A 15,198-nucleotide genomic window follows, 5' to 3' on the forward strand; every position below is an offset into this window, starting at 1 on the left:
TAAAATTTTTTTAGGCGATCGCGCTACCTTGATACAGCTAAAATATCAACTGTCAAGCACCAATTCTAAGTTTTGAGAGCGATCGCGCACGTCACCGATGATACGCGCAGGTACTCCGGCTACAATTGCATAGTTAGGAACATCACGAGTTACTACTGCACCAGCTCCAACTATCGCTTTTTCTCCAATAGTTACGCCTGGTAGAATAGTGGCATTACTGCCAACAGAAGCACGGCATTTTACTAAAGTCTTGACTACACTCCAATCAGCTTCAGTTTGCAAGCTTCCATCTTCATTTGTGGCTTGCGGATAAAGGTCATTAGTAAACATGACTCCATGACCGATAAACACCTCATCTTCGATCGCAACACCTTCACAGAGAAAACTGTTAGATGAAATTTTACACCGACTCCCTATAACAGTATTTTTCTGAATCTCTACAAAAGTACCAATTTTAGTATCGTCACCAATTGTGCAACCATAAAGATTCACAAGTTGAGGATGAAAAATACTCACATTTTTGCCAAACTTTACATCATCTTTGACTGGCATTTCTTATCTACCTATCGCTCTCAATATAGAATCAATTCTTTTCCACACTGTGCCAAACTGCTTCTTCTAAATACATGCACTCATGAGATTGCCATTGACACTCTTCCCGTTCAATACCGTGCATAGTGACTTCAAAAGGACAAATATTAGAGATATTTTCTAATACGGTATTGCTACGAATTTCAGACAACCATGTAGTTATAGTATACGAACCCATGTATAACTTAAACTTTGGGATTTCACATCGCACAATAAAATCTCCTGGCTCTCGGCGAAAAGGAGCTTTAGCATCGTAAAACCAGAAAATACAAATAGATTGTTGCAACTCATTAACTACATTAAAAGAGAACCACAAAGTTTCATGGGGTTGAGTGATATGTAATGCAAACTCGAACGTAATGAATTTACCCCAGCAGTGAATTCCTTGTTCTTCAGAAGTATGCACCCGCGCCCAGGCTATATAGTTGTTTATTTTGTTTGCAGGAGCTTGGTAATAAGGAAGTTTTTCAGAATCATTTTTTTGCTCAGATAGATATAACCGTACTGCTTTATCGCTGTGACCGTCAAATTGAATATTTCCTTGGGAAAGTAGTATGCAACGCTTAGTTAGTTGGGCAATAGCTTGCATACTATGGCTGACGAATAAAACTGTGCGTCCTTCTTTATTTGACACATCGCCCATCTTCCCCAAACATTTCTTTTGAAATGCTGAATCGCCTACTGCTAAAACTTCATCCACAATCAAAATTTCTGGTTCCAAGTGAGCAGCAACAGAGAAAGCAAGGCGAACGTACATTCCAGAAGAATAACGCTTGACAGGAGTATCTAAAAACTTTTCAATTTCAGCAAAGGCAACAATTTCATCAAACTTTTTCTTAATCTCGGCTCTACTCATGCCTAAAATAGAACCGTTGAGATAAATATTTTCTCGTCCAGTTAGTTCGGGGTGAAATCCCGTTCCTACTTCTAGCAAGCTTGCTACTCGCCCTTTAGCAATTATATTTCCTCTAGTAGGTTCAGTAATACGACTCAAAAGTTTTAATAGTGTCGATTTTCCTGCACCATTGCGTCCGATGACACCAATAGCCTCACCTTGTTTAATCTCAAAAGAAACGTCTTTTAATGCCCAAAATTCTTCGCGAGTTGGATTATAAGTGTGGCGATCGCGAGGTTTTAAAAAGCGACTTTGAAAAGCTTTAGCTTGCTCGGTCAGCGTATCTCTGAGTGTGGTGTAACGTTCTTGCTTTTGATGACCGAGAATGTATTTCTTGCTTAGATTTTCGACGCGAATTACTGAATCTGCCATACTTTAAAATTCTGACTTAAATTACGTCTGCAAACGATCGCTCTACCTTGCGAAAATACCAAATGCTACTAGCAAATAGTAAAACGACTAATCCGACAGACAACATGAATCCTTGCCAATAGAGTTGAGTTTCTCCACCAAGAATTGCCCAACGAAAACCATCAATAACACCCACCATTGGGTTAAGTGAATAAACCAAACGCCATTGTTCGGGTACGATACTGCTACTAAATCCAACCGGAGAAATATACAAACCGAACTGAACGATGAACGGCACGATAAAGCGAAAATCGCGGTATTTAACATTCAATGCTGATAGCCATAATCCGCCGCCGATAGCAGCGACAAAAGCGATCGCCATAAATAATGGCAGTGTTAAAATTCGCCAGGAAGGAATAAAGTTATACCATGCCATCAGACCTAACAAAATCATGCCTGAAACTAGAAAATCTACAAAACTGACAACAACTGCACTAGCAGGCACAATTAAACGGGGGAAGTAAACCTTGGAAATCAAATTAGCATTAGAAATGAGGCTATTGCTACATTCTGCAAGAGCGCTAGCAAAAAATTGCCAAGGTAACATAGCTGCAAACACCATAATTGGATATGGTGCGCCCTCAGCAGGTAGTTTTGCGAGTTTGCCAAATACGACTGTAAAGACAATCATGGTTAAAAATGGGCGTACTAATGCCCACGCAATACCAATCGCAGTCTGCTTGTAACGCACTAAAATGTCTCGCCAAGCCAAAAAGTAAAATAACTCGCGGTAGCGCCATAAATCTTTCCAGTACTGGTGTTCTGTTCTACCAGCTGCAATAATTAATTCAGATTGACCGTGGTTTGTCACAAGTAGTCAGAGTAATTACTTAGTAAATGTTTAATGTAAGCTTGTATGAAAGGCAGGCTAGAAGCCTACCCATAAACGATTGATGTTCTTTTCGATCGCAACTTCTGAAGTTGTTCTCTAAAAAACTAGGGGCGGGCATTAGCTTTTGGAGAATTAGCTTTCGTCAAAGCTTCTGCTAGTTGTAATAGGGCTGCTTTTACCGCTTGCAATTGTGGCGCAGCAACTTGCAAAAAGTTTCCATTCCCACTATTAACTAAAGCATTGTAGGCTTCTATAGCCCCTACTAATTTACCTGGAGAAATGACATTTCCAGCAGTTAGCCCTTGCAAACTTTTGACAAACCCTGCCGCTAATTTTGAATCTGCGCCTGCCGCAACTAAAGTGTTTTGGAATTGAGTGACAGCCAAGGTAGGATTTCCAGTTTCAGTCAGTATGCTTGCTAGTGCTTGCTGCGTCTCTTGGGGAATACCAGCGATCGCTCCTTTTGCCAGTAAACCGTTAAGCGCAGCAGCAGCCCGATCGATCGCAACTTGAGCAGCAGGATTAAAACCGCCATTCCTCCCAGGAACAAAAGCACCACTAACAATATCACCAGTAGTGATAATAAAGTCTGTGACATCTGACTGGTTGTTCTTCTGAGCTAGAGCGGGTAACGAACCAACTAGCAGAAACGACCCTAAAGCTAAACTAATACAGAGCTGGCGTTGAACATTCATGATTTTGATTCCCTTCGTCACGACTTAAAAACGACCGACATAACCGACACCAAGAACAAATCGGACACCATCACCAGCATTGCCAGTGACATCGGCAAGAGATGGAGTAATGACTATAGGTAGACTTCGGAAAGGTACGACAGATACACCTAAGTTCAGATCTTGACCCGTCCAGTCTGCGATGAGGGAAAGTTGTTCAGTTGCTTGCAAGCCCATGCTGCCAAAAACATTAACCGTATCGTTACCATCTTCTACGTCCTCTTCGGAACGGAAGCGACCACCACCTAGACCTACTGAGGTCGTAATCTTACTAAAAGGCTTTGCTGCATCCTCTGTGAGACTGAAAACTTTACTGACTACGCCGTAAAGACTGCTACCACCGTCAGTCTCGCCCCAAATAATTGCATTTTCTACCCCAACTGCAATTCCAAAGTTTGCTGGTAGGAGGCGATGTAGTTTGAAACTAATAGTCCCATCCCCGAAAGTATTTCCATACAGATCGACAGTTGTAGCCGCAATTTCTAGACCGACAGCTCTACTTGCATCGCCTAAACCAAATCCAAATGAAGCCGCTCCATCTGATTTGCTAGTATCGCGCGCTCTACCTTGAAAGCTCGTACCGAAGAAGGCACTACCCCAACCCGCACCAAATGCCGTGGGCGAACCAACACTCGATCCGCCACCTGGTACTGACGGTCTGATCAAAGCTGTTAACGGTGTCGCTTCGATGCGATACTGCTGACGCAGTTTTGCGACTTGCTCGGGTGTCAGTGGCTGTGGTTCTGGTGCGGATGCTGCTGGAGTTGCTGGCTGCAAACCAACGATATATTCAGATGCCGGATCTTCAGCTCTCAGTTGCGGCATTTCACCCTGGCTAGCTAAAGCTTGGTAGATAAATGCTGCGACATCTGCACGGGTTGCCGTTTGATTTGGACGCAATACATCTTTACTGGGATAGTTTACGACCAAGCGATTTGCTGTTGCCGCTGTTACTGGACTACGGGCAAAGTCGGGAATTTCTGCTGCGTCTTGATATGAAGTATCGAGCAGGGTGGAAGATTCTGCTTTTGCAGTCAAGTTCAGTCCGTTGGCTAGAGCTACCAACACTTGGACGCGGGGAATGTTTTGCTCCGGTAAAAAAGTGTTGTTGGGATATCCAGCCAGAAAACCTGTTTGGTAAGCTGTCTGAATTACATCCTTTGCCCAGTAATATTCCGGTACATCTACGAAAGCGATCGCGTTGCGGTTAGATTGTTGTGGAAATGCTTTACTGACAATTGCGGCAAACTGAGCGCGAGTTACTGGTTCGTCTGGGCGAAAACTACCATCGGGAAAACCTTGAATAATACCTCGCGAGACTAATCCGGCAATAAAGCTCTGCGCCCAGCTACCCTGAATATCATTTAAAGTCGATGCTTGCGCTAAATCGGAGGCTTTAAACTTTTGATTATGCAACACCTGTTCTAATGCAGTTGCCCTATTTTGCTGCACTGCCATAGCGCGATCGCCTAACTGTTTTTGGGCGATTGGTCTAGGATTGGCATTGGCTTTGTAGCTCAACTCGCAACAAGCAAGAGTCGCTAAGAGAATAGTGGTTGTAGCAGCTTTAATAATACACATTACAAGTAGCTCAATGACCTAGAGAAAGTTACCAACTTCAAGACAGACGTATCCGCAGGAATTACCTTGAGTTAGTAACTCCTCACACACCTTTGAGGCATAATTTACTGATGAAATGAGCCTAATTTTTCAGATAAGTTGTCTATCTAGAAGAAGTTAAAAGTTAGCCTGAACTAACTCAACTTCAAACGAAGTTTAGCCGCCTTTTTCCGTATCCCCATGCGTGGTTTCACGGAATTAACTTTTGGTTTACGGAGCGATCGCAGTTACTATCAGTAGATCCACAGGATGAGCTTCATATATACGTAGGGGCGTACAACATCTATTGCACGCCCCTACATACGTAAGTGAAGAATAACTTTTCTGCGTGCCTCCTACCTGCTTCAGCGATTGTAAGGTTTTACGCTACTCCAACAGCAATACAGTTCAGATAAGAAGATCCCCCCCAACCCCCCTTAACAAGGGGGGCTAGGGGGGATATTTGAGGATCGAGCGCTTTTAACTAAACCGTATTGACTCCAACAACGCCGCAGCGATTCAAATTCAGTAATCATTTCAAATCCAGCTTTGACGTAATCTTGTCCCGTCCATTTTGCCGCTCGTGCTAACCCTCGTTGTACCAACGTTTGTCGCAAAATTGGGTCATCGTAGAGTGACTTAATCGCCAAAGCAACCTGCCGTTCGTCTCGCTGATCGACTAGTAAAGCGGCATTTCCCAGCTGCTCTAAAGCACCTGACACGTTGGCAGCCACAACCGGACAACCTAAAGCAAATGCTTCCAAAGGAGGTATGTTATCAGGTCCGCAAAAAGACATGAAAGCTAGAGCAAATGCATGGCGATACAGGGGAACTATATCAGCTTGCGGTACAAACCCTAAAAAGTGAACTTGGCTCGATAAGTCGAGATCGGCAACAACTTGCTGAATATATTGCTTGTTGCCCTTTTCCGAGCCAACAAATACTACGGGAAAAATTAAATTGTATTGCGATCGCAGCCATTTAACCGCCATCAACAAGGCAACATGGTTTTTGTGCGCCCAAAACTGTGCGGGATAAAATAGGTAATTTTCCGGTATATTGTACTTTTCTAGTATGTAGCGATCGTCGTTATGCGGAGCATTTAACGCCCATTCAGGTGTGGGAAAAGGCAAGATCTTAATTCGGTCAGATGGCACTTGATAAAATCGTTCGACTTCGGCTCTACCTGCCTCTGTACCAGTCACGATAATGGAAGCACACCTCAGTACTTTTGCGTAAAACTGTTCTCGCTCGTCCCATTGTCCTTGGGTACTGAGTTCAGGAAAGCACGGCTGTACGCGATGTTGTAGATCCCAAAGTGTAGTAATGTAAGGAATTTCGACTGTGCGAGTACTTGGTTCTAAATACCAAACTAGATCGACTTCTTTACCCAATATCGCGACTAAAATTACGTCTTTAAATACGCTGTTAAGTTCGAGTAGGTTTTTTGATTGCCGTAGTCTTTTAAATAGTTCTTTGATAAGTTTTAGCGATTGAGACAGTAATAGTTTTTTGACGCTGTGATGCAGCGATCTATATTCAATATGTTGTCCTAATAAAGGTGCTTGAGATAATTTTTTTGTCCCAGCTATATACAATAAAAGTATGACCGCTTGTCCCACCAAATTCAGCGATCGCTCGAAATACTTCGTTTTCAAACGTAAAGCCTCCCCCAATTTGAGGAGTAAAATTTGATAAAAAAATTTCAACCCTCATTTAATCTCCTATAACGCAAGAAATGCTGTAAATGAAAATCAAATATAGGGTAGGCAATGCCCACCCTACTATCTAATTAATTTGGCAAAAATTATGGCGATCGCAAAATTTCTTTGACGACCTCGACGACTCGTTCCATCTGTTCGTCAGTTAAAGCTATACCACTAGGAATGTAGAAGCCGCGCCGAGCGATATTTTCTGATACTGGATGCGACTCTTTAGCAAACAATCCCATTTTGTGAAAAACAGGTTGTTCGTGCATAGACCAAAAGAAGGGACGGCTACCAACTTGATGATGGTGCAAGCGCCTCATTGCCTCTTTAGCATCAAATGGAACTTCATCTTTTAGGACTAATGCATAGACCCAGTAAATATTATCGGCATAGTCAGTCTGGGGGATTGGCAATTGTAAGCCAGGTATATCTGATAATAACTCGGTGTAACGTTGTCCCATCCGGCGTTTACGGGCAATGAATTCGTCCAATCTTTCGAGTTGCGCTACACCCAAAGCAGCTTGAATGTTACTCATCCGCAGGTTCCAGCCGAGTTCTTCATGGATGAAACGCTGCTGGGGTTGAAAACATAGATTTCGTAGAGAACAACAACGTTCAGCTAGGCGATCGTCATCGGTGAGAATCATTCCACCTTCGCCTGTAGTAATGTGTTTGTTCGGATAAAAACTAACGGTACTAATATTACCAAAACTACCGCAGGGACGATTTTTATAAGTTTGTCCGTGCATCTCGGCTGCATCTTCGATAATTTGCAACTTATACTTTGCCGCTAAAGCAAGTATTGGCTCCATATCTACAGGTAATCCATAAATATGAACCACCATGATTGCTTTGGTTTTGGGTGTGATTTTAGCCTCAATCTGGCTCACATCCATATTCCAGGTATGAGAATCGCAATCTACAACAACGGGTATAGCACCAGCACGAACAATTGCTGCCGCGCAGGAAATAATCGTGAAAGTAGGTAGAATGACTTCATCACCCGCACCAATACCTAGTGCTAATACAGCAGCGTCCAAAGCTACGGAGCCATTACTAACAGCAATGCCATATTTACGTCCTACTCTTGCCGCAAATTGTTCTTCAAATTGTTTAATAAATGGTCCTTCTGAAGAAATCCAACCAGTATCAATACATTGATTCAGATACTTTTTTTCATTACCATATAATAGTGGTTCGTTGACAGGAATATAATCAAGCATATGTTTGTCATTCGTCATTTGTCATTTGTTACTGATTATTAACAAGGAGTAAGCGATCGTCAGCTAGCTGAGCTTGTTCTGTTTGAATTCCGACAAATCGAGTTTTATCTAGATCGCCTACGTAGGGTCCTTGTTTGACTTCAAACATTTCGATTTCTTCTAATACTTCAAAGCCATGCCCACCTGCAATTAAAAGAATCACGTCGCCTGCTTCGAGGATATAACTTTCTAAATATTGCTGAGACTCATTATAAAAATCTACTCGTAGTTTACCTTTTTTGATCAAAAGTACTTCTTGGGTATACTGCACTTCCCGTTTGACTGGATTGTGGACGTGAGGCGGAATAATTTTTCCAACAGGATGACGCATATAAGCTAATTGCTGAGAAAAATCACCTAGAGTAAAAAAATGAATTCCAGGTGCTTGAAATTTATGAGAAACAATCATCGCTATTAATATATTTTCGGACTTAATTTCTCGGATCATACTGCTGTTCTAAATAAAATATATGGTTGATATAATTGCGATCGCGCTCAGCTATAGCAATGTCATTTGTAATGCACGCAACTCACGCTGCTGTGAAGATAGTCAAAGATAGCCATCGACCGTCTAGCACGATCGCGAAATCTGCCTGAAGTCAACACAAATTGCTATGTATATTTGAAAAATTCCCATGCCAAAGCGATCGCTTGCATGAAGAGATAGTTTTTCCAGTAGATACCCTTAATTCAGTTGATGTAAGGTATTGTTTGTACTAAGTAATAATAGTTACTCTGCCGCAGCTTAGAGCTGCATACAATCTAACCAAATAATTTCATACAAGTAAAATTACAGAAATACGTTTCTTTTAGGTGCTGTCACTTACCGTATATTTAGTTCGATCTTGTCACCAAAGCATAGAGTATTTTCTGTTTCCTCGCATCGGAATGAATGTTTAACTTATGTGTAAATCTTATCACGCTCAACTAGCGAATGTCATCCTCGCTGACATAATTGATACTATATTAGATTTTAAGTAATTAGCCATAACTATACCGAACGAGCGAGAAAACTCAACGATATACATCTATCACCAACTACCAACTACTAACTACCAATTACCAATTACCATTTAACAAATCAAGATTCTGCTGTACTATTTGTTGAACTTTGAGCGTAACAGTATTCACAGTGTTAGCACGATCGCGTTGATATTCGGTAAAGAAATCTTTAAGATTAATCGGCTCTCCAATTTTAATTCTGGCGTGACGATATCCTTTAGCTGGGGGTTTATCGATATCAAATACTTCTCGTTCTAGGCGAGTGAGAGTGTCTAAAAATCTTTCTGGTGTAGGATTTTCAGCTACGTAGCCATCGTAAATCGCATCAAAGTTTAACAAGCGTTTAATTGATTTTTCAATTAAACTATATTTATTAGCGCGATCGCCTGTTGCAGTTTCGGTTTCTGCTGTTGCTTCTGACTCTAGTGTGTCTACTTGAGTTTTTAGTACATATTCAACTCTATAGGTTCGTTCTCGCACTGGTTCTTTAGGATTAGAAGAAATGCCTAGCTGTTGTTCGCAGGATTCTAAAATATGCATCCGTAGCAGAGAAATGCGATCGTTCCAGGTTAGTTCGTCTTTAGTAGGTGAATAAATCTCATATTCTCGTTCCATACGGACTAAAACATGTTGTGCGATCGCTTGCAGGCGATCGTAATCTTTGAGACTAGATTCTATACTTAATGCTTGTTCTAAACGGTTGAGAGTTTGACGAATAACTCTCTGCATATCTTGTGTATAGCGGTATTTAATACTAACTGGTAGAGCATATAGATCGGGTATTTCTCCTTGCTTAGCTAGCTTACTCATAGCCTGAAAAGCAATTTGGATAGCACCAGCACGGAAAGGCATAACCGTATCGTTTTGAAAAGAGCATCCTCCTTCTGGAAATATGACTAAACGACAATTCGGTTGAATTAATATGTCTATTGTTTTTGCAATACTGGGGCGATCGACTAAACCACGCCGGATAGAATAGACTCCTAATCTTTGAAAAATTCCAGTCATAAATCCTTGAAATAATTCATATGCTGATAAGTAGTAAAATTTTTGGTTTACCTTACCAGAAAGAGCAAAGATTGCAATTGGATCTTGAAATGTGGGATGATTTGGCAATAAAAGTAATCTTCGCTCGTTTAAAGCCTGAATTTTTTCGATGGATTCGCGATCGATACGTAATTCAAATTGAAAAAAATAGGGGATAACAACTGGAGCAATAACTTGAGCAAAGTTAATCAAACAAGTATTAGGTAAAGGAGGATAAAAGTAATTTTTCATTTTTTACTGCAATGAATTTAGCGATTCATTTCCGTATATTTAATTGTATATATATTTAAAATCAAAAAGGTGGGCAATGCCCACCTACAAAAGCTCGCTCGGCAATTATCAATTATCCGATCGCAAAATTCACTAGTTTTCCAGGTACGACGATGACCTTTTTAATTTCCTTGCCTTCAACATATCGCTGCGCGGGTTCCGATTCTCGTGCTAGCTTTTCTTGCATTTGTCGATCGGCTTGAGCGGGAACTTGAATTGTGCCTCTAGTTTTACCATTAATCTGAATTACTAATGTCATTTCATCTGCTACCAAAGCATCTGGATCGGCTTTCAACCACGACTGTTTGTGAACCGATTCCTGGTTTGCGATCGCGTGCCATAATTCATCGGCAATGTGAGGCGCAAATGGAGCCAACAAGAGAATTAATGTTTTAATTCCTTCCGCATACACTGGAGAATCTTTGCACGTTGCATCAGCCAGGGCATTACTGAGTTTCATTAATTCAGAAACGGCTGTATTAAATTGGTAGTCGCCTTCTAAATCTTCGGTAATTGCTTGAATTGCCGTATGAATCGCCCGTCGCAAATCTTTTTCAATTTTTGATTTTGGATTTTTGATGGATGTTTCTTTTACTGTTGGTTGTTGGGCAAACTCGGTGACTAATTGCCATACCCGATTCAAAAAGCGAAATTGCCCTTGAACATCTGCTTCGTCCCACTCCAAATCTTTCTCTGGGGGTGCTTTAAACAAAATAAACATTCTAGCGGTGTCTACCCCATACTTGGCTATCACCTCTTCTGGAGCAACACCATTACCCTTAGATTTGGACATGGTAGCGTAAACAAGTTTTAGCGGTTCGCCCGTTTGCGGATCGCGAGGATCGTCGGCATTGACAATTGAGGTGGGAACCCATTTATCTTTGTCTGCCTTGTTGGGATTCATGTAAGTTAATCCCTGTACCATACCCTGGGTTAACAGGCGTTGGAAAGGTTCGTCAAAGTTGAGTAAATTGCGATCGCCTTCAGTACCTCCCTTTGGGCGATCGCGCAAGACTTTGGTAAAGAACCGCGAGTACAATAAGTGTAAAATTGCGTGTTCGATTCCTCCAACATATTGATCTACGGGCATCCAGTCATTGACTCGTGCTGAATCGAAGACCAGTTTGTCATTTGTAGCATCGGGAAAGCGCAAGAAATACCATGACGAATCGATAAATGTATCCATCGTGTCTGTCTCTCGTTTCGCAGGCGTGCCACAAGTAGGACAAGGTACGTTAACCCAGCTTGACAACTGCGCTAAGGGCGAACCACCGCGACCCGTAAATTCTATATCTTCTGGCAACCTTACGGGTAAATCTGCTTCTGGTACGGGTACGATACCGCAGTTAGGACAATGAACGACAGGAATGGGTGCGCCCCAATATCTCTGACGAGAAATCAGCCAATCTCGGAGGCGATATTGAATTCTGGCTTTACCCCAGCCTTGTTTCTCGGCGTATTCAATGACCGCTTGTTTGCCTTTTACTGAATCTGTGCCATCAAAAGAACCAGAATTCACCATAATTCCTGGTTCCGTATATGCTTCTTGTAGAGGTGTTACACGTAACGTTTCTACATCATTGTTGGGTGGCACAATGACAACCTGAATCGGCAGATTATTACCTTGAGCAAACTGAAAATCTCTGGTGTCGTGGGCGGGAACTCCCATGACTGCCCCAGTACCGTATTCATACAATACGTAGTCAGCAATCCAAATCGGAATTTCTGCACCTGTAAACGGGTTAATTGCCATTCCACCTGTAGGAATTCCGCGTTTGGGTTTATCCTCAGCCGTGCGTTCTAATTCGCTTTCGGCTGCAACCTCTTGGATAAATGCTTCTACTGCGGCTTTTCTGTCTGGCGTTGTCACCTGACGAGTCAAAGGGTGTTCCGGCGCAAGAACAACATAGGTAACGCCGTAAACCGTATCGGGACGAGTGGTAAAAACGCCGATTTTCTCCGAACTACCAACTATGGGAAATTCTAAATATGCCCCTGTAGATTTCCCAATCCAGTTAGCCTGCATCAGCTTGACTCTTTCGGGCCAGCCTGTCAATTGGTCGAGGTCTTGCAGCAATTCTTCGGCGTAGTCGGTAATCTTTAAGAACCACTGTTTGAGTAATTTTTTCTCAACTTTTGCCCCGCTGCGCCAAGAACGCCCTTCACTATCAACTTGTTCGTTTGCCAATACTGTTTGGTCAACGGGGTCCCAGTTAACGGCTGCTTCTTTTTGGTAAGCAAGTCCAGCTTGCAAGAATTGTAAGAAGATCCATTGCGTCCACTTATAATAATCTGGCGAACAAGTGGCAAGTTCTTTATCCCAATCAATTGACAAACCCAGCCGCTTTAATTGATCGCGCATTTGGGCGATATTGCGTTGAGTCCACTTGGCAGGCGGAATATTATTTTTAATGGCAGCATTTTCTGCGGGTAAACCAAAAGCATCCCAACCCATAGGGTGTAGCACCCGATACCCTTGCATTCGTTTGAGGCGAGCAATTACATCCGTAATCACATAATTACGAACGTGACCCATGTGCAGGCTACCCGATGGATACGGAAACATGGATAGGGCGTAGAATTTAGGCTTATCTTGGTTTTCTTCAGTTTTGTCTATACCTTGTTCTACCCAGGTTTTTTGCCACTTTTCCTCGATCGCTGCGGGATTATAACGGGACTCCACGAATGAGACTCCTATTGATGCGTTCGTGTCTGTCTCAATATTTTAAATTACTGGTAATGGGTAATGGGTAATTGGTGATGGGGAAGTCAAAATTCAAAATTCACGCATTAATTCCGAATTCTTCCCACGCACCACTCATTACACCCCACACCCCACACCCCACACCCTACACCCTGTTCTCTGATGACAAATGACGAAATCATAAAAGTCTTTGTATATGGTACGCTCAAGCCTGGCGAGGCAAATTATCAACAGTTTTGTGCGGATTATGTAGTGGCAGCACGAGAAGCGCTCGCTTTGGGTCAACTATTCGATTTACCTTTCGGATATCCAGCCATGACTCCTGGTAGTTTCAAAGTCTATGGAGTTCTGCTTTCTTTTACCAATCCAGATGTTTTACAGCAGCTTGACTGGCTAGAGGATTACGACCCGCAAAGGGCGATCGCCGAAAACGAGTATTATCGGCAGCAAATAGAAGTCTACGATACTTCTCTAGCGCCTTTAGGTAAAGCTTGGACGTACTTGATGACCCTAGAACAAGCACGCACTTTTGGTGGCGTTCTTCTTCCTGACGGCTGGTGGAGCAGTCACAAATCAGTGACCAGTGACCAGTGACCAGTAACCAGTTATCAGTGGCTAGTGGCTAGATTCCTTTCCGATCGCTAGCCGCCAGTCAATAGCCACTCACAACTCACACTCACTTCAATTAAAATTCTTATTTTGTGGATGTTGTTGTGGCTCTATTGGTCGATTATTTTGATTTTGTCTTTCACCATTTGGTGAAGGAATCACGATCTTGGGGATTTCTACCACTGGGTCGTTGATAGCGACCATAAGTGGCTCAATTTTGGAGAGTCGGGCAAGTTGTGCGATTGGTGAGTTTGGTAGGGTAGCGATCGCGCCTACAAACACAGCTGCAATGGCAGTACCACCCCACACGATTGCCTGCCGTTGCGATCGACGGTGTATCCTTTGATAGACCTGTTGAATAGTTTGTTCTACAGGTTCTTGTGTCGGTACTGGCAGCGTTCCAATTCCTTGACGGAGGTTAAGCAAGCGCTCGTACAGCCGCTTGGTTTCTGGATCGTGTTCTAGCCATGTCTCTACCTCTCGCCTTTCGGCAGCGGTAACTTCCCCGTCCAGATATGCGCTCAGTAACTCGAAGCGATCGCGCTTCAACATATCCATAGCACCGATTAATTGATTTGCCTCAATAGTATGGTGTTTATCTATTTCCCCTGAGTCGGGGCGATTGTCGATCCAACGTTTTTCATCAGAGGTCATTTTAACATCATCACCCACTTATTCATAGATATGCCTAGATCTGTCTTTTCACCAAGCTACCGAGTTTGCTGATATTTCTGAAGATTTTAAAGATTTGAGTTAGAGTTTCGATCTACTTGCAAACGTATATTCTGGTGTCATTGCTGTCTATCTTCAGACTGATTGATTATTGACCGTTAAGATAGTTTTGCAGTTGCGATTGGAGTCTAGCTCTAGCTCTAGCAATTCTCGATTTGACGGTTCCTAAAGAAACGTTGGTAATTTCTGCAATTTCTTCGTAGGGCATTCCTTCAATTTCTCGCAGCACGATAGTTGTGCGAAATACTTCGGGTAGATCTGCGATCGCCTCTTGCAACTGCTCGTAAAACTCTCGCGTTGTCAACTCTTCTTCCGGGCTAGGATTATCTCCGGCGATTTCCCAGTCCATCTCTCCATCTTCGGCGACGCGGGGAGTATCTAGAGATAAGGGATGTTTAACTCGCTTACGTTTGCGTAATTCATCGTAGAAGATATTGGTGGCAATACGACTCAACCAGCCTCGGAATTTAGCTGGCTCATTTAGCCGCTTGATGTTGCGGTAAACGCGAATCCAAACTTCCTGAGCTAGATCGGCTCTATCTTGCCAATCAGGTGCTAAATGATACAACATGCGCTCTACATGGGGCTGATAACGGCGTAACAGCTCGGCAAATGCAGCCTTGTCTGGACGCAGCCCAGCCTGACAGCGCAAAATGAGATCGCGATCGGATAGCTTTTCTACTGTCACTGCCGCTGGAGTAACCGTTGCGTGAACTGTTGACCAGCATACAGGAATTGATTGACTCATAAATGCCAATGGCTCGAAAACATTCCCGATTCATAGACTGCCCCACTTTACAG

Annotated in this window: 13 protein-coding genes; 1 reads left to right on the plus strand and 12 read right to left on the minus strand. The window is 42.7% G+C overall.

All coding sequences use genetic code 11. The features are described 5' to 3' along the window. Positions 1-45: 45 nt before the first annotated feature. The 10 genes from DSM107010_RS10395 to leuS form a co-directional block, all read right to left on the minus strand. Positions 46-552 (minus strand): acyltransferase, encoded by a 507-nt coding sequence (locus DSM107010_RS10395; RefSeq protein ID WP_106166766.1) that lies wholly within the window; start codon positions 550-552, stop codon positions 46-48. Positions 553-583: 31 nt separating this feature from the next. Further along, on the minus strand, positions 584-1,858 hold the full coding sequence (locus DSM107010_RS10400) for an ABC transporter ATP-binding protein (RefSeq protein ID WP_106166765.1): 1,275 nt from the start codon (positions 1,856-1,858) through the stop codon (positions 584-586). Positions 1,859-1,874: 16 nt separating this feature from the next. Further along, positions 1,875-2,708 carry an ABC transporter permease gene (locus DSM107010_RS10405; RefSeq protein ID WP_015156745.1) on the minus strand — a complete coding sequence of 278 codons (834 nt, stop codon included), beginning with the start codon at positions 2,706-2,708 and terminating at the stop codon, positions 1,875-1,877. A gap of 125 nt (positions 2,709-2,833) precedes the next feature. Further along, positions 2,834-3,424: a hypothetical protein gene (locus DSM107010_RS10410; protein ID WP_106166764.1), complete on the minus strand. Its 591-nt coding sequence runs from the start codon at positions 3,422-3,424 to the stop codon at positions 2,834-2,836. A 24-nt stretch (positions 3,425-3,448) separates the two neighbouring features. Then, on the minus strand, positions 3,449-5,044 hold the full coding sequence (locus DSM107010_RS10415) for an S-layer homology domain-containing protein (RefSeq protein WP_015156747.1): 1,596 nt from the start codon (positions 5,042-5,044) through the stop codon (positions 3,449-3,451). Between the two features lie 455 nt (positions 5,045-5,499). Next, positions 5,500-6,720 carry a glycosyltransferase family 4 protein gene (locus DSM107010_RS10420; protein WP_158631765.1) on the minus strand — a complete coding sequence of 407 codons (1,221 nt, stop codon included), beginning with the start codon at positions 6,718-6,720 and terminating at the stop codon, positions 5,500-5,502. A 149-nt stretch (positions 6,721-6,869) separates the two neighbouring features. Further along, complete coding sequence (locus DSM107010_RS10425) at positions 6,870-7,994, minus strand: DegT/DnrJ/EryC1/StrS family aminotransferase (protein ID WP_127022932.1); 1,125 nt, start codon at positions 7,992-7,994, stop codon at positions 6,870-6,872. Between the two features lie 28 nt (positions 7,995-8,022). Continuing rightward, positions 8,023-8,481 (minus strand): cupin domain-containing protein, encoded by a 459-nt coding sequence (locus tag DSM107010_RS10430; protein ID WP_106166761.1) that lies wholly within the window; start codon positions 8,479-8,481, stop codon positions 8,023-8,025. Between the two features lie 611 nt (positions 8,482-9,092). Then, complete coding sequence (locus DSM107010_RS10435) at positions 9,093-10,313, minus strand: 1-acyl-sn-glycerol-3-phosphate acyltransferase (protein WP_015156751.1); 1,221 nt, start codon at positions 10,311-10,313, stop codon at positions 9,093-9,095. Between the two features lie 112 nt (positions 10,314-10,425). Further along, positions 10,426-13,035: a leucine--tRNA ligase gene (gene leuS, locus DSM107010_RS10440; RefSeq protein ID WP_106166760.1), complete on the minus strand. Its 2,610-nt coding sequence runs from the start codon at positions 13,033-13,035 to the stop codon at positions 10,426-10,428. A 183-nt stretch (positions 13,036-13,218) separates the two neighbouring features. Here leuS and DSM107010_RS10445 point away from each other — a divergent pair, with 183 nt between their 5' ends. Then, positions 13,219-13,650 (plus strand): gamma-glutamylcyclotransferase family protein, encoded by a 432-nt coding sequence (locus DSM107010_RS10445; RefSeq protein WP_106171653.1) that lies wholly within the window; start codon positions 13,219-13,221, stop codon positions 13,648-13,650. Positions 13,651-13,737: 87 nt separating this feature from the next. Here DSM107010_RS10445 and DSM107010_RS10450 read toward each other — a convergent pair whose 3' ends face one another. Then, entirely contained in the window at positions 13,738-14,319 is a 582-nt protein-coding gene (locus tag DSM107010_RS10450; RefSeq protein ID WP_015156754.1) for an anti-sigma factor family protein, read from the minus strand. 166 nt (positions 14,320-14,485) lie between these two features. Then, positions 14,486-15,145, minus strand: coding sequence for a sigma-70 family RNA polymerase sigma factor (locus tag DSM107010_RS10455; protein ID WP_015156755.1), 660 nt, complete (start codon positions 15,143-15,145; stop codon positions 14,486-14,488). Between the last annotated feature and the right edge of the window lie 53 nt (positions 15,146-15,198).

The organism is Chroococcidiopsis cubana SAG 39.79 (genome assembly GCF_003991895.1).
Taxonomy (GTDB): domain Bacteria; phylum Cyanobacteriota; class Cyanobacteriia; order Cyanobacteriales; family Chroococcidiopsidaceae; genus Chroococcidiopsis; species Chroococcidiopsis thermalis.

What these genes read in the sequence shown, in the direction of transcription:
- DSM107010_RS10455 (WP_015156755.1), bottom strand. Translation starts at nt 15,145, where the DNA reads ATGAGTCAATCAATTCCTGTATGCTGGTCAACAGTTCACGCAACGGTT.
- DSM107010_RS10410 (WP_106166764.1), bottom strand. Translation starts at nt 3,424, where the DNA reads ATGAATGTTCAACGCCAGCTCTGTATTAGTTTAGCTTTAGGGTCGTTT.
- DSM107010_RS10425 (WP_127022932.1), bottom strand. Translation starts at nt 7,994, where the DNA reads ATGCTTGATTATATTCCTGTCAACGAACCACTATTATATGGTAATGAA.
- DSM107010_RS10450 (WP_015156754.1), bottom strand. Translation starts at nt 14,319, where the DNA reads ATGACCTCTGATGAAAAACGTTGGATCGACAATCGCCCCGACTCAGGG.
- DSM107010_RS10445 (WP_106171653.1), top strand. Translation starts at nt 13,219, where the DNA reads ATGACAAATGACGAAATCATAAAAGTCTTTGTATATGGTACGCTCAAG.
- DSM107010_RS10435 (WP_015156751.1), bottom strand. Translation starts at nt 10,313, where the DNA reads ATGAAAAATTACTTTTATCCTCCTTTACCTAATACTTGTTTGATTAAC.
- DSM107010_RS10430 (WP_106166761.1), bottom strand. Translation starts at nt 8,481, where the DNA reads ATGATCCGAGAAATTAAGTCCGAAAATATATTAATAGCGATGATTGTT.
- DSM107010_RS10415 (WP_015156747.1), bottom strand. Translation starts at nt 5,044, where the DNA reads ATGTGTATTATTAAAGCTGCTACAACCACTATTCTCTTAGCGACTCTT.
- DSM107010_RS10395 (WP_106166766.1), bottom strand. Translation starts at nt 552, where the DNA reads ATGCCAGTCAAAGATGATGTAAAGTTTGGCAAAAATGTGAGTATTTTT.
- DSM107010_RS10400 (WP_106166765.1), bottom strand. Translation starts at nt 1,858, where the DNA reads ATGGCAGATTCAGTAATTCGCGTCGAAAATCTAAGCAAGAAATACATT.